This window comes from Citrobacter sp. Cpo040 (genome assembly GCF_030332915.1).
In the GTDB taxonomy this organism is placed as follows: Bacteria; Pseudomonadota; Gammaproteobacteria; order Enterobacterales; family Enterobacteriaceae; genus Citrobacter; species Citrobacter portucalensis.
Window position 1 is genome coordinate 12,505 of the sequence record NZ_JAOWGX010000033.1, and the last position, 21,869, is coordinate 34,373.

16 protein-coding genes are annotated in these 21,869 nt (G+C 52.0%); 12 read left to right on the plus strand and 4 right to left on the minus strand.

Going from position 1 to position 21,869, the window contains the following annotated elements:
- Nucleotides 1-10: 10 nt before the first annotated feature.
- From OGX86_RS03135 to pdxY, 5 genes are all read left to right on the plus strand, one after another.
- Complete coding sequence (locus OGX86_RS03135; RefSeq protein ID WP_048227169.1) at nt 11-1,612, plus strand: APC family permease; 1,602 nt, start codon at nt 11-13, stop codon at nt 1,610-1,612.
- 11 nt (nt 1,613-1,623) lie between these two features.
- Nucleotides 1,624-2,634 (plus strand): Ldh family oxidoreductase, encoded by a 1,011-nt coding sequence (locus OGX86_RS03140; RefSeq protein ID WP_286639297.1) that lies wholly within the window; start codon nt 1,624-1,626, stop codon nt 2,632-2,634.
- Between the two features lie 810 nt (nt 2,635-3,444).
- Nucleotides 3,445-4,815 carry a tyrosine phenol-lyase gene (locus tag OGX86_RS03145; protein WP_048215031.1) on the plus strand — a complete coding sequence of 457 codons (1,371 nt, stop codon included), beginning with the start codon at nt 3,445-3,447 and terminating at the stop codon, nt 4,813-4,815.
- Nucleotides 4,816-5,004: 189 nt separating this feature from the next.
- Entirely contained in the window at nt 5,005-6,270 is a 1,266-nt protein-coding gene (locus tag OGX86_RS03150; RefSeq protein WP_048215030.1) for an aromatic amino acid transporter, read from the plus strand.
- 11 nt (nt 6,271-6,281) lie between these two features.
- Nucleotides 6,282-7,139, plus strand: coding sequence for a pyridoxal kinase (gene pdxY, locus OGX86_RS03155; RefSeq protein ID WP_048227167.1), 858 nt, complete (start codon nt 6,282-6,284; stop codon nt 7,137-7,139).
- 500 nt (nt 7,140-7,639) lie between these two features.
- Here pdxY and OGX86_RS03160 read toward each other — a convergent pair whose 3' ends face one another.
- Complete coding sequence (locus OGX86_RS03160) at nt 7,640-9,193, minus strand: L-lactate permease (protein WP_008786084.1); 1,554 nt, start codon at nt 9,191-9,193, stop codon at nt 7,640-7,642.
- 581 nt (nt 9,194-9,774) lie between these two features.
- Here OGX86_RS03160 and OGX86_RS03165 point away from each other — a divergent pair.
- Genes OGX86_RS03165 through OGX86_RS03175 form a run of 3 tightly spaced genes read left to right on the plus strand, consistent with a single transcriptional unit; the run spans nt 9,775 to nt 12,620 of the window.
- A complete protein-coding gene (locus OGX86_RS03165) occupies nt 9,775-10,494 on the plus strand; it encodes a (Fe-S)-binding protein (protein WP_048227166.1) in 720 nt (239 codons plus the stop codon).
- A 10-nt stretch (nt 10,495-10,504) separates the two neighbouring features.
- Nucleotides 10,505-11,932 (plus strand): LutB/LldF family L-lactate oxidation iron-sulfur protein, encoded by a 1,428-nt coding sequence (locus OGX86_RS03170; protein WP_000023896.1) that lies wholly within the window; start codon nt 10,505-10,507, stop codon nt 11,930-11,932.
- A complete protein-coding gene (locus tag OGX86_RS03175) occupies nt 11,925-12,620 on the plus strand; it encodes a LutC/YkgG family protein (protein ID WP_000370411.1) in 696 nt (231 codons plus the stop codon). The genes OGX86_RS03170 and OGX86_RS03175 overlap by 8 nt, the downstream gene beginning before the upstream one ends.
- A gap of 49 nt (nt 12,621-12,669) precedes the next feature.
- On the opposite strand, the gene gntP is transcribed toward OGX86_RS03175, so the two are convergent.
- Nucleotides 12,670-14,013: a gluconate permease GntP gene (gene gntP, locus OGX86_RS03180; RefSeq protein WP_003033260.1), complete on the minus strand. Its 1,344-nt coding sequence runs from the start codon at nt 14,011-14,013 to the stop codon at nt 12,670-12,672.
- 261 nt (nt 14,014-14,274) lie between these two features.
- On the opposite strand from gntP, the gene uxuA reads away from it, so the two are divergent.
- From uxuA to OGX86_RS03200, 4 genes are all read left to right on the plus strand, one after another.
- Nucleotides 14,275-15,459: a mannonate dehydratase gene (uxuA, locus tag OGX86_RS03185; RefSeq protein ID WP_032942283.1), complete on the plus strand. Its 1,185-nt coding sequence runs from the start codon at nt 14,275-14,277 to the stop codon at nt 15,457-15,459.
- 80 nt (nt 15,460-15,539) lie between these two features.
- Nucleotides 15,540-17,015 carry a fructuronate reductase gene (locus OGX86_RS03190; RefSeq protein ID WP_286639299.1) on the plus strand — a complete coding sequence of 492 codons (1,476 nt, stop codon included), beginning with the start codon at nt 15,540-15,542 and terminating at the stop codon, nt 17,013-17,015.
- Nucleotides 17,016-17,190: 175 nt separating this feature from the next.
- A complete protein-coding gene (gene uxuR / locus OGX86_RS03195; protein ID WP_286639301.1) occupies nt 17,191-17,964 on the plus strand; it encodes a Uxu operon transcriptional regulator in 774 nt (257 codons plus the stop codon).
- A gap of 1,025 nt (nt 17,965-18,989) precedes the next feature.
- Nucleotides 18,990-19,997, plus strand: a complete 1,008-nt coding sequence (locus tag OGX86_RS03200) for a porin (protein ID WP_048227160.1) — start codon at nt 18,990-18,992, stop codon at nt 19,995-19,997.
- 62 nt (nt 19,998-20,059) lie between these two features.
- On the opposite strand, the gene OGX86_RS03205 is transcribed toward OGX86_RS03200, so the two are convergent.
- Together OGX86_RS03205 and OGX86_RS03210 are read right to left on the minus strand one after the other, a co-directional pair.
- On the minus strand, nt 20,060-20,461 hold the full coding sequence (locus OGX86_RS03205; protein WP_286639303.1) for a hypothetical protein: 402 nt from the start codon (nt 20,459-20,461) through the stop codon (nt 20,060-20,062).
- A gap of 191 nt (nt 20,462-20,652) precedes the next feature.
- The gene (locus tag OGX86_RS03210; RefSeq protein WP_286639304.1) at nt 20,653-21,840 is read right to left on the minus strand and encodes an MFS transporter; all 1,188 of its coding nucleotides are present in this window, start codon (nt 21,838-21,840) and stop codon (nt 20,653-20,655) included.
- Nucleotides 21,841-21,869 lie beyond the last annotated feature (29 nt).

Sequence of the window (21,869 nt, forward strand, 5' to 3'; positions counted from 1 at the left end):
GGGCATGACCATGACGATTCACTCTACGCACCAAACACAGGCCCGCGTTGCTGAGGTGGGTAAATTTAAAAAGCAGCTAACGCTGACCGACCTGACGTTTATTGGGCTTGGGGCTATCTTCGGTTCCGGCTGGCTGTTTGCCGCAAGCCATGTGGCATCGATTGCAGGACCTGCGGGCATTGCCTCGTGGGTCATCGGTGGGATTGCCGTTCTGCTGTTAGGGATTGTCTATTGTGAGCTGGGCGCGGCACTGCCTCGTGCCGGGGGGATTATCCGTTATCCGGTCTTTTCCCACGGTGAGTTGATGGGGTATCTGCTTGGATTTATTACGCTGATTGCGTTTTCAAGCCTCATCTCCATAGAGATTGTTGCTGCGCGGCAGTATGCGGCAGCATGGTTCCCGATGCTGACTCAAACTGGCTCAAGCGACCCAACGCTGCTGGGATGGGTGGTGCAGTTTTTGCTGCTGTGTTTGTTCTTCGGGCTGAATTACTACAGCGTAAAAACGTTTGCCCGTTCCAATAACATCATCAGTATTCTGAAATTTTTGGTGCCGCTAGCGGTCGTTGTGACGCTATTTACCTTTTTCAAACCTGAGAACCTGCACGTTCAGGGGATTGCACCCTTTGGTATGTCGGGCGTTGAGGCTGCGATTAGCGCCGGTGGGATCATCTTCGCCTACCTGGGGTTGACGCCAATTATTTCTGTGGCGAGTGAAGTAAAGAATCCGCAGCGTACCATTCCGGTGGCGCTGATTTTATCCGTGGTGCTGTCGACGATTATTTACGTGCTGTTGCAGTTGGCATTTCTTGGCAGTATTCCGACCGATATGCTGGGTGGCGGCTGGGCAGAGATCAGCAAGCAATTCTCGCTGCCGTACCGGGATATCGCCATTACGCTCGGTATGGGCTGGCTGGCGTTTATGGTGGTGTGTGACGCGATTGTCTCCCCAAGTGGTACCGGCAATATCTACATGAACGCCACGCCGCGCGTGATTTATGGCTGGGCGAAAGCTGGCACCTTCTTTAAGACGTTTACCCACATCGATAAAGAGTCTGGCATTCCGCGTCCGGCGCTGTGGCTGACCTTTGCATTGTCTATCTTCTGGACATTGCCGTTCCCGTCATGGGAACAGCTGATAAGCGTGGTGTCGGCGGCGCTGGTACTGAGCTACGCCATTGCCCCGGTCACGGCGGCGGGGCTGCGTCGTAATGCACCGGATTTGCCGCGCCCATTCCGCGTGCGTGCCTTCGGGATTATCGGTCCGGTGTCGTTTGTGATTTCGGCGCTGATTGTATTCTGGTCTGGCTGGGGCACGCTGTCATGGCTGCTGGGACTGCAGATTGTGATGTTTGTCGTCTATGTGCTTTGCAAATCAAAAGTGCCGGTACACACCGTGAGTCTGGCGCAGCAGGTGAAATCGTCTCTGTGGCTTATCGCCTTCTACGCGCTGATTATGCTCTTCTCCTGGCTGGGTAGTTTTGGGGGCACAGGGGTGATTGGTCATCCGTGGGATACGGTGGTGGTGGCGGTGATGTCGCTGGGAATTTACTACTGGGGTGAGCGAACCTGTCTGCCGCGGGCTAACTTTACCGGTGATGAAGAAGAGTAAAGGAGTCGGTCATGGAGATGGTAAACCTCTCGTTAACAGAGGCTTATGCGCTGGCATATAAGGTGCTGCGCGGGAACGGATTCAGTGAAGCGCATGCCGTGGCGATCGCGACCAACGTGACCCACGGTGAGCGTGATGGCTGTGCCTCGCATGGTTTGTGGCGGTTGCTGGGGATTGTGGAGACGCGACGTAAAGGAAAGGTGTCACCTGACGCTGAGCCGGTTATCACCGATACCGCGCCGGCCATTGTGAAGGTGGACGCCGGTGGGGCATTTTCCCTGCTGGCATTCGAGCGCGCGCTTCCACTGCTGATAGAAAAGGCGCGCCATAGCGGTATTGCAGCCCTGGCGATTAACCGCTGTGTGCACTTTTCGGCGCTGTTTGCCGACGTTGAGCCGCTCACCGAGGCAGGGCTGGTGGCGCTGGCGACGACGCCCAGCCATGCGTGGGTTGCTCCCGCAGGCGGGACGCAGCCGCTTTTTGGCACTAACCCAATAGCATTTGGCTGGCCGCGTGAAGAAAAATCCCCGTTTATCTTCGACATGGCCACCAGTGCGGCGGCGCGGGGAGAGATCCAACTCTATCAACGGGCGGGAAAAGCGGTGCCGGAAGGGTGGGGGATTGACGGTGACGGTCAGGCCACCACCGACGCGCAGGGGATCCTCGACGGTGCGATGTTGACGTTTGGCGGGCATAAAGGGTCGGCACTGGCGGCAATGGTGGAACTGCTTGCCGGACCGCTCATCGGCGATATGACCAGCGCGGAATCGCTGGCGTGGGATAAAGGGGCTGGCGGGTTGCCCTATGGTGGCGAGCTGATTCTGGCCCTGGACCCGGCCCGCTTTCTGGGACTGGAGGCTCCGCAGCATCTTGCACGTGCCGAGAGACTCTTTGCCGATATGCAGCGGCAAGGGGCGCGTTTGCCGGGCGAGCGTCGCTATCATTCCCGTATGCGTACAACTCGTGACGGTGTGGAAATAGCCCATTCGCTGTTCAAGGATATATCTGCGTTAGTGAAATAATTATCGCGAGAACAGGAGGGATGATGTCCCTCCTGTTATACGTTTATATAAATAGTTACTGTGATTAGCGATGCGCAGGTGTTGGCGCACCTCCGTATCGCGCTAATAAAACCCATGTAAATTCCCCCAGTGATCTTCGGTAAGTCCAGATGTAAATAAGATGAAATAAGCGCGAATAGCACGCTTTCGGAATAAATAGAAAACGCCTTCATCCCAATAAATCCGGTATTATTCATCGCATTTATTCATTATCTTTCACGCGCCTGAATATCCCCATGCTCCAGAAAACAACGCCTGTCGGCATCAGGCCAAAAATGCGATCTAACTCACTGAAGCAAATAGCAAACTCTGAAACAACGCTTAATTGTACACTTTGCTTTACACTTTTAGTGATGTGAATCACAAATATAAACCCGTGAAGTGATCCGACTCTCACAAATTGGGGTGTACTCATTGAGCAATACATTATGAGCACAGCCTGGAAAGTTAAGTTTTCAGTATTTTCCCTCTCCAGTGACATGCAACGGTGAAGGGCAAATCAATACGCAAAAAAAACTCGTTGAATATGAACGGGTAAAAAAATGACGTGTGATTTGCATCACTCACATTTACAGCTTTTTAAATTATTGCCAGTGATTAATGTTGACTGGGCTATTTCCATAATCAATCAAATCTTGCATAGTGCCTCCACATTATTTCTCCCCCTGGCTCAGGAGGCGAATAGTTATATTTCATCAGATTTTATTGATGAACCAGGTATGCTTTACTTCACATTAATACGTACATGACCACTGTTACTGGAGAAACAAAATGAATTATCCGGCAGAACCCTTCCGTATTAAAAGCGTTGAAACTGTATCTATGATCCCGCGTGATGAGCGCCTTAAGAAAATGCAAGAAGCGGGTTACAATACTTTCCTGTTAAATTCGAAAGATATTTATATTGACCTTCTGACCGACAGTGGCACCAACGCAATGAGCGACAAGCAGTGGGCCGGAATGATGATGGGTGATGAAGCGTACGCGGGCAGCGAAAACTTCTATCATCTGGAAAGAACCGTGCAGGAACTGTTCGGCTTTAAACATATTGTTCCGACTCACCAGGGCCGCGGCGCAGAAAACTTATTATCACAACTGGCTATTAAACCAGGGCAATATGTTGCTGGTAATATGTATTTCACTACTACCCGTTATCACCAGGAAAAAAATGGTGCGGTGTTTGTCGATATCGTTCGTGACGAAGCGCACGATGCCGGTCTGAATATTGCGTTTAAAGGTGATATCGATCTTAAAAAATTACAAAAACTGATTGATGAAAAAGGCGCCGAGAATATTGCCTATATCTGCCTGGCGGTGACGGTTAACCTCGCGGGCGGGCAGCCGGTCTCGATGGCGAACATGCGTGCGGTGCGTGAACTGACACAAGCGCACGGCATTAAAGTGTTCTACGACGCTACCCGCTGCGTAGAAAACGCCTACTTTATCAAAGAGCAAGAGCAGGGCTTTGAGAACAAGAGTATCGCCGAGATCGTGCATGAGATGTTCAGCTACGCCGACGGTTGTACCATGAGTGGTAAAAAAGACTGTCTGGTGAACATCGGCGGCTTCCTGTGCATGAACGATGACGAAATGTTCTCTTCTGCCAAAGAGTTAGTCGTGGTTTACGAAGGTATGCCATCCTACGGCGGCCTGGCCGGACGCGACATGGAAGCCATGGCGATTGGCCTGCGCGAAGCCATGCAGTATGAGTACATCGAGCACCGCGTGAAGCAGGTTCGCTACCTGGGTGATAAGCTGAAAGCTGCTGGTGTACCGATTGTTGAACCGGTGGGTGGTCACGCGGTATTCCTCGATGCGCGTCGCTTCTGCGAGCATCTGACGCAGGACGAGTTCCCGGCACAAAGTCTGGCCGCCAGCATCTATGTGGAAACCGGCGTACGTAGTATGGAACGCGGAATTATCTCTGCGGGCCGTAATAACGTGACCGGTGAACACCACAGACCGAAACTGGAAACCGTACGTCTGACTATTCCACGCCGTGTTTATACCTATGCACATATGGATGTCGTGGCTGACGGTATTATTAAACTTTACCAGCACAAAGAAGATATTCGCGGGCTGAAGTTTATTTACGAGCCGAAGCAGTTGCGTTTCTTTACTGCACGCTTTGATTACATCTAAAAAATAGTTATGGCCCCATCACGTGATGGGGCTTTTTTGTATTCCTTTTCCATGAACAGGAAGCCTTTGCGGTGCCCGTTACCGTGACATAACTAAAAAAAGTAAACCCTGACTCCGACATTTTTATTATCCGCATGATGTACAAATGACAGCTGTAATTATAACGAATAGTCTACAGGAACATTTATCATGGATATTAATGCCATTGAGCGACAGAGTAGTACCCCCGGACTGATTAGCGGAACCATGTTGGTTATCGCGACCGTAGTGGGTGGCGGGATGTTCTCCCTGCCGATTGCGATGGCCGGCGTATGGTTCCCCGGTGCGTCTGTTATTCTTCTGTTTATCGCCATCATGATGTTATTAACCGGTCTGATGCTGGTTGAAGTCAACCTGCATTATGGTGCTGGTGCCAGTTTTAATACCTTTACTCAGGATTTATTAGGCCGTAAGTGGAATATCGTTGTCGGTATCGCTTTCGGCTTTGTGCTGTATATTCTGACCTATGCTTATATTTCCGGATCGTCAGCGGTGATGGCGCAAACCGTGTTCAAATACAGCGGCGTGCGCTTTCCGGCGAATATCTCGGTGGTGATCGTCAGCATGCTGGTCGGCGCGATTGCCTGGTACAGCTCCTTGCTGGTCGGACGCATCACTACCGTGTTGATTATCGGTAAGTTTATCGCGTTCTTTGCTACTTTCTCCGGGCTGGTTGGTCATATTGAAGTGGCGAAACTTGTCGACAGCGTGGCGGTGGCGCTGCCCAACTCACAGTACCTGCCTTACATTCTGATGACGCTGCCGTTCTGTATTATCTCGTTTGGTTTTCACGGTAACGTGCCGAGCCTGGTCAAGCTGTATGGTACGCGCGGGATTTCGAATATTACGCGTTCGATTATCATCGGTACGCTGTTTGCCCTGCTGCTGTATATCTTCTGGCTGGGCGTCACGATGGGTAACATCAGCCGTTCCGCGTTCCCGCCAATTATCGCCAAAGGCGGCAATATCGACGTGTTTGTTGAGGCCATCAGCGAGCTGTTCACCAGCCGGTATATGGATCTGATCCTGACCTTCTTCGGCAACTTCGCAGTAGCCAGTTCTCTGCTGGCGGCGACGCTTGGCTTGTTCGATTACATCGCCGACCTGTTTCACTTCCCGGATGACGGCATGGGCCGCCTGAAAACCGCGCTGGTGACCTACTTCCCGCCAGCCGCCGTGTGCTTCTTCTTCCCGAACGGTTTTGTGCACGCGATTGGCTACGCAGGTCTGGCCTTTACCATCTGGAGCGTGATCCTGCCGCCGTTCCTGGTGAAAGCCGCGCGGAAACGTTTTCCGACCGCCAGCTATACCGCGCCCTGTAATAACACCGTGCTTAACCTGGTGATTGTCTGTGGAGCGGTTGTCTATCTGACGGTTGTTCTGGACGTATTTGGTCTGCTGCCAACGTTTCGTTAGACGGAGTCAAAATGAAAAACGTGTTGTCTGTTCAGTCGTCAGTCGTTTATGGCTATGCCGGAAATAAAGCCGCTGTGCTGCCGATGCAGCTTTCGGGGATCGATGTCTGGCCGTTTTACACCGTACAGTTTTCCAACCACACCCAGTACGGGATGTGGCAGGGCATGGCGATGCCGCACGGCGAGCTGAGCGCCATCATCAGCGGGCTGGATGACCTGCAAAAGCTGGCGCAATGCGACGCTGTGCTGTCCGGGTATCTTGGAGATAAACGTCATTGCGAAGAGGTGAAGCACGCGGTCACCACCATTCGTCAGCGTAATCCGCAGGCGCTCTATTTTTGCGATCCGGTGATGGGCGACCCGCAAAAAGGCTGCATTGTCGCGCAGGGCGTAGAGTCCTTTTTTGTCGATGATGCCATTCAACTGGCCGACATCATGGGACCGAATCTCTATGAGCTGGGCGTGCTGACGGGCAGACAACTGCGTAGTTTTGACGAGGTGGTGGAAGCTGCGCAGCAGCTGGTGTCGTGGGGTGTGAAGAAGGTGCTTGTGAAGTATCTCGGCGACTGCTCACGGGACACACAGGCGTTTGAAATGCTGCTGGTAACGCCGGAACAGACGTTACACATTGCCCGGCCGCTGTATACCTTTGCCAAAATGCCGGTGGGCGTTGGGGATCTGATTTGCAGCGTGATGCTGGCCTCACTGCTCAATGGTTATGAGGACAAGCAGGCGCTGGAGCGGACCACCAGTGTCGTCGATGCGGTGATGCGACTGACGAAAGAGCATGATTCATATGAACTGCGGCTGATAGATGCGCGTCACCAGATAATGGATCCGCAAATTCGCTATCGGGCAGCGGTACTGTAGCGCCACGAGGGGGCTCTATGTTTCTGACATTGCTGCGGCTTCAGCATCCTCTGGTCTACCGTTTCGCGTGGCTTCGTCTGTGGGTGGCGGTGTTAAGAGCATGCGGTCTGCGTAAGAGGAAGGGGTGAGCATTTTACGCTGCTGTCGCTGCCGGATGCGGCTCGCGCCTTATCCGGCCTACAAATGAGCGTGAAACGCAGGCCTACAAATGAGTGTGAAATGTAGGCCTGATAAGCGATGCGCCATCAGGCATAAGTGCCAGGTATTACACGCGGAAGTAGCGTGGTGGAATCAACGCGGAAAAGGCGTCGAACTTCTTCACCATCTTTTTCCAGAACAACATAACAACAATCCTCGATTTGAAACATCGGCGCTATTTTAGTCAGCGCCGACAAATCGTAAAGCCTGTCGCCTTGTTCCGTTCCTGGGGCGGTGTAAACCTTTTTGGTCACTGTGTCGTCAAATACGATTGCCGCGAATTTGACGGGGTTGACAATGGCTTACGCCATAAACCAGTAATAAAAGAGACCAACCTTTAAGCCGAGGATCACAATGTAGGCGCAGCAGTATTTCATGGTGCCAGACATAATCTGGTTGGCCTGACCGTCCATTTTGGTGGCAGAAACCGCGATGGCGATGCTTTGCGGCGAAATCATTTTCCCGCCCGTAGCGCCAGAGGTATTGGCCGCCGCCAGCCAGTTGGGATCGATATGTAACTTGCTGGCAGCAATGGTTTGCAGCTTGCCGAACAGAATGTTCGAGTTGGTATCGCTGCCGGTAACGAACGTGCCCAGCGCGCCAATCACCGGGGCGAGGAAGACGTACGAGCTGCCGGTCAGATCGACAATCGACTGCGCCAGCGTGGAGATAATCCCGCTGAGATCCATCACCGTGGCCAGCGCGACGATCGCCATAATTGCGACGATAGAGTTTTTAAGCTGGAAAATCGTTTTGATAAATACTTCCAGCATCCCGCGTGCGGACGCTCCCTGAATAAAACCGCCGATAATGGTCGCAAAGATGATCAGCATCCCTGGTGTGGTCACCCATTCAACTTTCAGTGCCATCGTTTTGCCGTCAGCCAACGTGAAATGCAGCACCGAAGCCAGTTGGGACGCCGCGCCTTTTATTGTCGGGAACAGCGGCGAACACAGCAGGATAAATACAAAAATAAACAGATAGATAGAGCCCACGCGGAACAGCACTTTTGCCGAGCGTGGCGTGGTTTCGCGGGTATGGCTGACCTCAATGCGCCACTCGGGATCGGTTTTCCCTTTGCGCAGGCGACTGACCATCGCCACGGCAAACAGGCTGACCAGGCTACCGGCAAAAGCGGGTAATTCCGCGCCAAGATGGATGGCGACAAAATATTGCGGAACCAGCGTGGTGATGCCGCAAATCAACGTGATCAGAAATACGCCACGAATGGCTTTCAGGCCGCCGCCAATAATGCAGACAATCACAAACGGCAGCAGGATATTAAACAGCGCGAGCTGCAAAATAATGGTTCCGCCTAAGGTATAAACCGGCAGATTAACCTGCTCTGCCAGAATAGAAACCGGGATCCCGACCGCGCCGAATGCGGTGGGAACGGTATTCGCCACCAGAGAAGCAATAGCAGCCTTCAGCGGGTTGAATCCCAGCGCAATAAGAATGCCGATCGGAATAGCGACCGCCGTGCCATAGCCCGCTGCGGCTTCAAGAAATCCACCAAAACACCATGAAATCAGCAGCACCTGAATACGCTTATCTTCGCTAATGCTGGCGAGAATATCGCGCAAAATATCCAGCGCTTTGGTCGCCTGCATGACGTTATAACTGAAAATAGCGCCTAGGATCACAATCACAATCGGCCATAACCCCTTCAGTGCACCATAGCCTATCGCGGCTTTCAGATTTTGTACGGGCATTTCCCAGAATATTGCCGATAGTGCAGCGGTGAATACCAAAGAAATCAGTACGGAATAATGGATGGGCATTTTTAATTTCAGTATTAAAAATACCATAAGTAGTAAAGGAGAGAGTGCCAGGGCAAACATAAAATATTCGTTCATTGCTATTCCTGATTGGTTCATTAAACCTGATTTATATTTATGGCGGGAAGGCTACATTGCCGTGTAAATAAAATATGTAAACTGAATCGCTTCAGTGAATAAAGTAATTATGATTTGTGGTTTTGTAACTATTGTAATCTTTTAATTAAAATTCAATGCCATGTAAATATACTTAAGAGCAAGGTGAATACCTATAAGTGGTTATTTAATAACATTTTTAATAATGGTAGTGACGAAGGTAGTAATCATTCGAAACTATTTTATAAGGTGTTAATAACACAGTTGTTTTCAATATAAAAATGTGAGCAAGTCCGAAATAAATAAACATGGGTATTGCATATGCATGTTGATTAGTGGATTATTTGGTTTTGTCATACAAATGAAAATACAGACATTTGCGATTGTCCTTATATAAGAAGATGAGAGTCGCTATCAAAGGAAAACGATCCGTGCATCATAATGAACCCAGACATTAGTAAAACAAGCAAATACAAAAACTGGGCGTGAAATACAGCTGAATCTTTGCTTGATATCGCGATATCAAGCGCAATAAACAGAAATGAAGCAATGGAGTAGTTATTGTGAATGTAAATTTCTTTGTTACCTGCATTGGTGACGCACTGAAATCACGGATGGCACGAGACTCCGTATTGCTGCTGGAAAAACTGGGTTGTCGCGTGAATTTCCCCGAGAAGCAAGGGTGTTGCGGTCAGCCAGCCATCAACAGCGGATACATCAAAGAGGCGATCCCCGGGATGAAAAACCTGATCGCCGCGCTGGAAGACAACGACTACCCGATTATCTCTCCGGCAGGCTCCTGCACCTACGCGGTAAAAAGCTACCCGACGTATCTGGCCGATGAACCGGAATGGGCGCTGCGTGCTGAGAAAGTTTCCGCGCGTATGCAGGATCTCACCTCCTTTATCGTCAACAAACTGGGTGTGGTGGACGTTGGTGCCAGCCTGCAGGGCCGCGCTGTGTATCATCCTTCCTGTAGCTTGACCCGCAAACTGGGGGTGAAGGAAGAGCCGCTTACGCTGCTGAAAAACGTGCGCGGACTGGAGCTGTTGACGTTTGCCGATCAGGATACCTGTTGCGGCTTTGGCGGGACGTTCTCGGTCAAGATGGCCGAGATATCCGGTGAGATGGTGAAAGAGAAAGTCTTACATCTGATGGACGCAAAGCCGGAATTTTTGATTGGCGCAGACGTGAGCTGCCTGCTGAACATTGGCGGTCGACTGCAACGGGAAGGCCAGCCGGTCAAAGTGATGCATATTGCTGAAGTGCTGATGAGCCGCTGAGGGGAAAGAGATGTCGATAAAAACCAGCGATGTAGAATTTAAACTGCGTATTCGTCAGCAGATAGAAGATCCGATTATGCGCAAAGCCGTGGCTAATGCGCAGGAGCGTATCGGCGCGAATCGGCAAAAAATGGTCGATGAGTTAGGCCACTGGGAAGAATGGCGCGATCGTGCCAGCCAGATCCGCGATCACGTTCTGAGCAACCTCGACGCTTACCTGTACCAACTCTCCGAGAAAGTGACGGAAAACGGCGGACACGTCTATTTCGCCAAAACCAAAGAAGATGCCACTCGCTACATTTTGCAGGTCGCGCAGAGTAAAAATGCGCAGAAGGTGGTGAAGTCCAAGTCGATGGTGACCGAAGAAATCGGCGTCAACCATGTGCTGCAGGATGCCGGAATCCAGGTGATCGAAACCGATCTCGGGGAATATATCCTGCAGTTGGATCAGGATCCGCCTTCGCACGTCGTGGTTCCGGCGATTCATAAAGATCGCTACCAGATCCGCCGCGTGCTGAACGAACGTCTGGGGTATGACGGCCCGGAAACCCCGGAAGCTATGACCTTGTTCATTCGTCAGAAGATCCGCGAGGATTTCCTCAGTGCCGAAATCGGTATTACTGGCTGTAACTTTGCCGTGGCGGAAACCGGCTCGGTGTGTCTGGTGACCAACGAAGGCAACGCGCGCATGTGCACCACGCTGCCGAAAACGCACATTGCGGTGATGGGCATGGAGCGTATCGCGCCGACCTTTGCCGAGGTGGATGTGCTGATTACCATGCTGGCGCGCAGCGCCGTGGGCGCACGTCTAACGGGCTACAACACCTGGCTGACCGGCCCGCGTGAGGCGGACAACGTTGACGGACCGGAAGAGTTCCATCTGGTGATTGTCGATAACGGTCGCTCGCAGGTGCTGGGCTCAGAGTTTCGCGATGTGCTGCGCTGCATCCGCTGCGGAGCCTGTATGAACACCTGTCCGGCGTACCGCCACATCGGCGGACACGGCTATGGCTCTATCTATCCCGGCCCTATCGGCGCGGTGATTTCTCCGCTGCTCGGCGGCTATAAAGATTTTAAAGACCTGCCGTACGCCTGTTCTTTGTGCACGGCTTGTGACAGCGTCTGCCCGGTGCGTATTCCGTTGTCAAAACTGATCCTGCGTCATCGCCGGGTGATGGCCGAGGAGGGCATTACGCCGAAAGCCGAGCGACGGGCGATCAAGATGTTCGCCTATGCCAATAGCCATCCGGGGCTGTGGAAAGTCGGGATGATGGCGGGCGCGCATGCGGCGAGCTGGTTTATCAATGGCGGCAAAACCCCGCTCAAGGTTGGCGCGATTGGTGACTGGATGGAGGCGCGCGATCTGCCTGATGCTGACGGCGAGAGCTTCCGCAGCTGGTTTAAGAAACATCAGGCGCAGGAGAAAAAGAATGGATAACCGTACCGCGTTTTTAAACACCATCGCCCAGGCGCTGGGTCGCCCGCTGCGCTTCGAACCGCAAGCGGATGCCGCACCGGTTAACAACTATGCCAACGAGCGCCTGACCGAGCTTAGCCCCGAGCAGCGCTGCTCTGCGTTTATCCAGTTTGCCAGCGAAGTGATGCTGGCCCGCTGCGAACTGACCAGCGAGGACCAGGCCGCAGACGCGGCGCTGCGCCTGTGCGAAGAATTGGGTCAGCAGCCGGTGGTGCTGAGCGGCGACAGCCGGCTGGTGGAGCTGGGCATCACCGAACGCTTGCAGCAGGAATGCAACGCCGTGGTATGGGATCCGGCGCGTGGTAGCGAAAATATTACCCAGGCCGAGCAGGCGAAAGTCGGCGTGGTGTATGCCGAATATGGCCTGACCGAGTCCGGCGGCGTGGTGCTGTTTTCCGCACCGGAGCGCGGGCGCTCCCTGAGCCTGTTGCCGGAGTCCTCTATTTTCGTGCTGCGTAAAAGCACCATTCTGCCGCGCGTGGCGCAGCTGGCAGAAAAACTGCATCAGAAAGCACAGGCCGGTGAGCGTATGCCATCGTGCATTAATATCATCAGTGGACCCAGCTCGACGGCGGATATTGAGCTTATCAAGGTGGTTGGGGTGCATGGTCCGGTGAAGGCGGTATATCTGATTATTGAGGATTGTTGATGCAGGATGGAAAACCGCTCTGGCGCTGTGGGCCAGAGCGGTATCGACGTTATGCAATCATGCTGATGATCAACACGATTATCAGGCCAACCACGGAGTTTACCAGCTCCAGCAGACCCCAGGTTTTCAGCGTATCCTTCACCGACAGATCAAAGTAGCCTTTGAACAGCCAGAACGAAGCATCGTTGATATGGGTCAGCGTGTTGGAGCCAGCCGCTGTTGCCAGCACCAGCAACGCCGGGTCGACGCCCACCAGTTGACCGGTTGCCGGGTCGAGGATTGCTGCGCTAATAATCCCCGCCGCCGTCATGGCTGAGACCACGCCCTGACCCGTTGCCAGACGAATCAGCACGGTTATCAACCACGCCATGATGTAGGGAGAAATATTGCCGTGTGACATCAGCATGCCGATGGTATCGCCGATGCCGGTATCGATAATGGTTTGCTTCAGTACGCCGCCCGCGCCGATGATCAGGATCACCATGGCGATGCTTTTCACCGCGTTTTCAAAGGCGTTCATTACCCACTGCATGTCATGACCGCGCGCGGTACCAAACAGCACGAAGGCGACAACCATGGCGATAAACATCGCAATCGGCGAGGAGCCTAAGAAGTTGACCACTTCCCACGCCTGCGTCCCTTTCACCAGCCAGATGTTGGCGATGGTGGTGGAGATCATGATGATCGCCGGGATCAGCGGCACCAGAATAGACACGCCGAAGGACGGCAGGTTGTTCTGGTCAACCGGTACGTCGGCCTTCATGAATGACGGCGTTGGACGATCGAGGTTGCCGAGGAATTTCGGCAGGATAAGTCCGGCGCAGATCACGCTCGGAATGGTCACCAGGATACCGTAGATGTAAACCATGCCCATGTCAGCGCCGTAGGCGTTAACCAGCGCGACCGGACCCGGCTGCGGTGGGAACAGTGAGTGAGCGGTGGTGGCGGCGGCAACCGCAGGAATCGCCAGCTTGAGGAACGGGATCTTCGCTTCCGCGGCAATGACGATCACCAGCGGTGCCAGCATAATAAACGCCACTTCATAGAACATCGCCAGGCCGAAGATCAGACCAATAATGATCACCGACAGCTGCACGTAACGTAGACCGAGTCGCGCCAGCAGCGTATGGGCAATCTGATGCGCCGCCCCGGAATCAACCATCAGCTTACCGATGACGGCCCCGAATACCACGATAATCGCCAGCTCACCCAGCGTGCTGCCAAAACCGGATTTCATGGTATGCAGCAGTTCCATTAAATCCATTCCCGCCAGCATACCGACCGAGAGTGCCGCCAACAGCAGAGCGACCATCGAGTTTATCTTGAATCTTAAATTGAGCACCAGCATCAGGCCGATGCCGAATACAACCCACAGAATATTGAGAACGTGCATATAACGTCTACCTTACTTTGGTTGAACTATTATGATTTTGGTTGAGATGTTACAGATATTGGTCAACCTATGATGCGATGGATGTCACATTGCGTTACATGTTTACATTAATACTGGGTTGTATGGCCGTTAATTAGCGGTATGGTCAGCAGATATCGTGATTTGGTTAACCAATTTATCGCTTCAGGTTGACATGTAATACCAAAAGGAGGAATTTATGTGCCATATCGTCGAGTCCATAACGTAAACGAGGAATAAAACATGGAACAGACATGGCGCTGGTATGGTCCTAACGATCCGGTCACCTTAGCGGATGTGCGTCAGGCGGGTGCAACGGGCGTTGTCACTGCCTTGCACCATATCCCGAACGGGGAAGTGTGGACGGTTGATGAGATCCTGAAACGCAAAGCCATTATTGAGCAGGCGGGCCTGGTATGGTCGGTCGTCGAAAGCGTACCGATCCACGAAGACATTAAAACCCGTTCCGGCAACTATCAGCAGTGGATTGCCAACTACCAGCAAAGCCTGCGTAACCTGGCCGAGTGCGGCATTCGTACCGTGTGCTACAACTTTATGCCGGTTCTCGACTGGACCCGTACCGACCTGGAATACGTCCTGCCGGACGGCTCCAAAGCGCTGCGTTTCGATCAAATTGAATTTGCCGCCTTTGAGCTGCATATCCTCAAACGACCGGGCGCGGAAGCGGACTACACCGCCGAAGAGATTGCGCAGGCGAATGAACGCTTCACCACCATGAGCGAAGAAGACAAAGCACGTCTGACCCGCAATATCATCGCCGGTTTACCGGGCGCGGAAGAGGGCTACACGCTCGACCAGTTCCGCCAGCATCTTGAACGCTATAAGGATATCGATAAAGCTGCGCTGCGTGAGAATTTTGCCGTCTTCCTGAAGGCGATTATTCCGGTAGCAGAAGAGGTCGGTGTGCGCATGGCGGTACACCCGGACGATCCGCCGCGCCCAATCCTTGGCCTGCCACGCATTGTTTCCACCGTGGAAGATATGCAGTGGATGGTCGATACGGTCAACAGCATGGCGAACGGTTTCACCATGTGTACCGGCTCCTACGGCGTTCGTGCGGATAACGACCTGGTCGACATGATCAAACAGTTTGGCCCGCGCATTTACTTCACCCATTTGCGCTCCACGCTGCGTGAAGATAACCCGAAAACCTTCCATGAAGCGGCGCATCTAAATGGCGACGTTGACATGTACGAAGTGGTGAAAGCGATCGTTGAGGAAGAACAGCGCCGTAAAGCCGAGGGCAAAGAGGATCTGATCCCTATGCGCCCGGACCACGGTCACCAGATGCTTGACGACCTGAAAAAGAAAACCAACCCAGGTTACTCCGCGATTGGTCGCCTGAAAGGCCTGGCGGAAGTGCGTGGCGTTGAGATGGCTATCCAGCGCGCATTCTTTAGCCGCTAAAGCAGTGTTGCCGGTCGCCTGTCTGGCCGGCTTTTTTCTTTTCTCACCGTTGGTCTTTCCGACGGGATCTGGAGTTCACGATGACAACGACAATTGCCAATAGCAACCTGCCGGTTGCGCGCCCCGCATGGGACAGCTCTCGTCTGCAATCCCGCATTGTTCACCTGGGATGCGGCGCTTTTCACCGCGCGCATCAGGCGCTGTACACCCACCATCTGCTGGAAACCACCGACAGCGACTGGGGTATCTGTGAAGTTAACCTGATGCCGGGTAATGACTGCATACTGATTGAAAACCTGCGCAAGCAACAATTGCTGTATACCGTGGCGGAAAAAGGCGCGGACAATACCGTGCTGAAAGTGATTGGCTCAATGAAAGAAGCCCTGCACCCGGAGCTTGATGGTTGTGATGGTATTTTACAGGCCATGGCACGCCCGCAGACGGCAATTGTCTCGCTGACGGTCACGGAAAAAGGCTACTGCACCGATGCTGCCAGCGGCCAGTTAGATCTCAATAACCCACTGATTAAACACGATCTGGTAAATCCGGCCGCGCCGAAATCGGCGATTGGTTACATCGTACAGGCGCTGCATCTGCGTCGTGAGCAGGGGCTGGCGGCCTTTACCGTGATGTCCTGCGATAACGTGCGTGAAAATGGGCATGTGGCGAAAGTCGCGGTGCTGGGCCTGGCGCAGGCGCGTGACCCGCAGCTGGCGCAGTGGATTGAAGCGAACGCCACTTTCCCGTGTACCATGGTAGACCGCATTGTTCCGGCGGCAACGCCGGAAACGTTGCAGGAGATTGCCGACCAGTTGGGCGTTTACGATCCGTGCGCTATCGCCTGCGAACCGTTCCGCCAGTGGGTGATTGAAGACAACTTTGTTAACGGTCGCCCTGACTGGGACAAAGTCGGCGCACAGTTTGTTGCCGACGTAGTACCGTTTGAAATGATGAAACTGCGCATGCTCAACGGCAGCCACTCTTTCCTTGCTTATCTGGGCTATCTCGGCGGCTATGAAACCATCGCTGACACCATGACCAATCCAGCATACCGCAAAGCGGCGTTTGCGCTGATGATGCAGGAGCAAGCGCCAACGCTGTCGATGCCGGAAGGTACCGATCTCAACGCCTACGCGACGCTGCTGATCGAGCGTTTCAGCAACCCGTCTCTGCGCCACCGTACCTGGCAGATTGCGATGGACGGCAGCCAGAAACTGCCACAGCGCCTGCTGGATCCGGTGCGTCTGCATCTGCAAAACGGTAGCGGCTGGCGTCATCTGGCACTGGGCATCGCGGGCTGGATGCGCTACACCCACGGTGTGGATGAACAGGGGCAGGTCATTGATGTTGCCGACCCAATGCAGGCCGAATTCCAGCGCATTAACCAACAGTTCCAGGGAGCCGAACGCGTGACGGCGCTGCTGGGGTTGAGCGGCATTTTTGGTCATGATCTGGCGGAAAATACCGACTTTGTTGCGACGGTTACCGCGGCGTATCAACAGTTGTGTGAACACGGCGCACGCGAGTGCGTTGCAGCGTTAAGCGCTGACGAATAACCTCCCAGGTATGACGGGTCAATCAAAATACTAATTTGGTTGACCCGTTTTCTGTTTTTGGCTTCCCGCAAATGCTATAGTTCAGGCGAAAAAACGTTATTGGTAGGCCGGATAAGGTGTGCGCAGTCATCCAGCCTCCGGATTCTGAATTGACGCATCTGACGGACATAACACGATGAAATCGAACACTTCTCAGCAAAGACCCTACCAGGAAGTGGGTGCAATGATCCGCGATCTGATTGTCCAGACGCCGTACCAGCCTGGTGAGCGCTTGCCGCCGGAGCGTGAAATCGCCGAGAGACTCAATGTCACTCGCACGGTGGTGCGCGAAGCGTTAATCATGCTGGAAATTAAAGGTCTGGTGGACGTGCGTCGTGGTGCCGGGATCTACGTGCTCGACAATGCGGATGCGCAGACCATCGACAGTTCGGATGTGAATCATTGCAATGATGCAGGCCCGTTTGAGCTGCTCCAGGCGCGACAGCTGCTGGAAAGCAACATCGCCGAATTTGCCGCGCTGCAGGCCACCCGCGAAGATATCGTCAAAATGCGCCAGGCGTTGCAGCTGGAAGAGCGGGAACTGGCCTCCAGCGAACCGAACGGTTCTGAAAGCGGTGATATGCAGTTCCATCTCGCTATCGCCGAGGCCACGCATAACAGCATGCTGGTGGAGCTGTTCCGCCAGTCATGGCAGTGGCGCGAGAACAACCCTATGTGGATCCAGCTTCATAGCCATCTCGATGATACCCACTATCGTAAAGAGTGGATGGGTGACCACAAACAGATCCTGGCGGCGTTAATCAAAAAGGATGCCCGCGCGGCCAAGCTGGCGATGTGGCAGCATCTGGAAAACGTCAAACTGCGCCTGCTGGAGTTTTCAAATGTTGATGACATCGACTTCGATGGCTATCTGTTTGACTCCTGGCCGCTGGATAAAGTTAACGCCTGATTTTACCACCTCTCCCAGGCGGGCTGTTCCGGCCCGCTCGGCATTGCATAGCAACCTTTCTTTTCACGTCTTAAACCTCATGTAAAAAATGGTTTCCATAGTCTTCAATGATCATTTTTTTCGCTGCCCCTGTGTGATGTAAATTGATTTTCATCAATTAAAAACAACTTATTTTTGCTTGCGAAAAAATGCGCTATTTACGTTATTTTTACCTTTTCGTGCGTATTTTTAGACAAAACTGGTCTGTATTAAGTGAGAATCAAAGTAATTTCCGCTGTGGTTAGGGCAGGGCCGCCTGGCATAACAGCGCATAAAAACACGTGGTTTGCGTAAAAGTAGACATTAATAACGACATGTAACCTATTGGCTGCAATGATGTTTTGACTGTATATCATTATCCATGTGAATGATTCATGCTTTTTTAATCAAATGAATAAAAACGAATATATGTAAAGTTAAAATTACACATTATTCTATAAACAAGTTATCTTTCACTTGAAATATCGTTCCATTTTTCTGCTATTTATTAACAGTTTTATTACGATTGTGAATGTTTTTTACCGTTGACATGTTTTTATACTGACTGCATATTTCATCGCCATAAGCGTCTTATTGCGTTCAGGAGATGATGACGATGCCCTCTCGAGATTACCCTGATATCCGAAAAGCCAGGGGAACCCGATCAAAAGATATGGTTCTATTAAGTGCCCGTGTCGATACTTCTCTATGGGAATATGTTCGGACGCTGGCATTTGAAACCCGTAAAAGTAAACAAGATATTATCGCTGAGGCGTTAATGTTACATCGCTCTATTAATCAGAGTGAGAATCAAGAGTAAACATATCTGCTCTTAGCCTGGATTTAACTGAAATCCGAGTAGTGAATTATTTATTGCCACTTCATTATTGCCTTTATTGGTGTGTTATTGATTTCTCCCCTTGATATTCAGGGGGCTTTTTTATGAGGACTTCCTGCCTTCATAACAAAGTTGATAGCAAAATTCACAATTAAAAGTGAGTAAAAATATGAAAAAGTCAGCAGTGGTATTAGCAGTGATGGCATTAGGCGTCACTTCCGTTCATGCAGCGGAAATTTATAATAAAGATGGCAACAAACTTGATTTGTACGGCAAAGTGAAAGCGGTCCACTCCTGGACTGACGGCACCGATGCTGACGGTACCTACGCACGTCTGGGTTTTCGCGGTGAGACTCAAATCAACGATCAACTGACTGGCTATGGTCAGTTTGAAAGTCAGTTTGATGCCGCTAAAGCAGAAGGTTCTCAGAATGGTGTTAATACACGTCTGGCGTTTGCTGGTCTGGATTATGGCCATGACGTTAGCTTTGACTACGGTCGTAACTACGGTATCGCTTACGACGTGGGAGCTTACACTGACACTCTTTCAGAGTTCGGCGGTGACTCCTATGAAAATACTGACCGCTTCCTTACTACACGCACTTCTGGCGTTGCAACACTCCGCACCAAAAATCTGTTTGGTGCCGTTGATGGCTTGAGCCTGGGCGCGCAATATCAGGGTCAGGATGATTCCGATAAGGATCCGACGAAACAGCACGGCAATGGCTACGGCTTCTCCCTGGGCTACGACAATATCGCTGATTCCGGCGTATCTGCCATTGCAGCCTACACCAACAGTTCTGTGACTGCTCAGCAGAAACAAAATGGTTGGGATGGCGAAAACGCAGAATTCTGGGGTGCTGGCCTGAAATATGATGCAAACGCTATCTACGTTGCGACCATGTACGGCGAATCCCACAACCTGATTCAGGATGCGGACAAAGCGCAGCACTTTGAAGCGATGGCGGCCTATGTGTTTGATTTTGGTCTGCGTCCGAACGTGGCATACGTTCATGCACGTGACAACAACAACACTGATCTGACCGAATACGTTGCGCTGGGCACAGACTACTACTTCAACAAAAACATGGTTGCTGATGTGGGTTACAAAATTAACCTGCTCGATGGCAAAGACGGCGACAATCAGGTTGTTGCGGGTCTGACCTATCAGTTCTAAGTAGTTATACTAGTACGAAAAAGGCGTCTTGGTTAAGACGCCTTTTTTACATCTGTTGGAGTTTAAACCGGCTGGCTTTCTTTCATCTGTACACCGCTAAACAGCCATTGCCAGATGCCCACTTTTACCCATGCGACCACGCAGAGGATCAGATAAAAAAGCGGATTATGGGTAATGGTAACGCGCATGACTTCCATTAAATCCACATGCAAATTTCCGGCAATTGCCATATTGATAACAAAAATAGAGGCTACCGCGCTGGCCAGTAAAATAAGTATGGCATGTAACTTTGTTATCTCCGGTAACTTGCCAGAGGCCCATTGCCATAAGAATGTTGTTGATAACAGGAAGATAATAAACAATCCCAGTGCGCCAAACAGGCCAAAGTCTTTATAATCCTTTAGCGTACCAATTAAACCCGCCAAAATAATTAACCCCAGTAGTAATTTTTTAAACCACGACATGTGCCTTTCCCGAAGATGGTGTTGATGTTGAATTAATATGTCCATTTTTACGCATTTTAAATTGAGTTTATAAATGAACAGCCGGGAATTATAAATTGTCTGACGGGTAATTGCCGATTATTTGCGGTTTATTAAATGCTGACATTTAATTGCGGACTAATCCGAATATAACTTCTTTAGATGTTTGCCGTTTATACTCTTTTGGGCGAGGCGAAACGCTGTTTGTATAATTGCGTGAGGCTGATAAGCGCCGCAATAAACAACGCGACCGCGCCGCACACCGTGGCGTTAACGATCGCCTGTGCGCCGCTTCCCAGCAGGCTGGTTAATAGCGGACCAAGTATTTGTCCAATGCCGTAAGTCAGAGTGACCAGGCCCAGCAGATTAATATTGCGCGGCACGCTTAGTTGACGGGCAAGCGGCATCACCAGTGAAGTAGTTCCCATAAACGTTGCGCCAAACCCCATGCTGCTTATCACCAGCAGCGGCAAGGAGCCGCTGGCGAGCGTCATGACCACGCAGGCGCTTTGAATCAGCAAATTCGCCGTCAGGCATTGCAATACTCCCCAGCGTCGGGCGGCCCACAGCCAGGCGAAACACCCCGGAATTATCGATATGCCGACCAGCGACCAGAGATGGGCAGTCAACAGCGGCGAACCGGCACTTTTCGCCATTAGCGGCAGGTAGGTGGCGACAATGATGTAGCCAAATCCGGCCAGCCCGTACAGTAGAGCCAGCAGCCACCAGGACATAGGCTGATACTCTGTTTTTACCGGGGCCGCAGCGGGGAGCACGTGATCGCGAGATGGCAGGAGTATAACCAGTAGCACGAAGAACAGAGCCGAGGCTGCCGCTGCGCCCAGCCAGAGCGTGTGCGATGAAAGCGCAAAATGCAGACCGCTAATAACATATTCATTGCCCAGCAAAATGCCTGCGCCAACGCCGGAGAACAATGCCGCGATCACGAAGGGATGCCGGGTATGATGCAGAACGATCATTGAGCCAAAGATCATCATACCTGCACTGGCGACGCCCGCCAGAAAGCGGATCAGCATCACCAGCGCGGGCTGCGTTAAGCTTGCCATCGCCAGAATCAGCCCTGCGGTAGCGAGCGCGGACGTTAGCAGCATCGGGCGTAAGCGTGAGGGAATATGGAAGAGCCCGAAGGAGAAGAGCAGGCTTCCCGCCAGATACCCGGCGTAGTTGGCGCTGGCAATCCAGGAGAGTTGGTCAAATGTAAATTGACCTTCCGACAGCAGTACCGGCAGCATTGGTGTATACAGAAAGCGCCCAATTCCCATACCCAGTGTTAAGACCAGCATGCCAAAAAGCGCGACGCTGATGGCATGACGATTTGAATCTGGGCTTCCCTGGGACATACGGACTCTCATTTCGCGCTGTTAGCTGA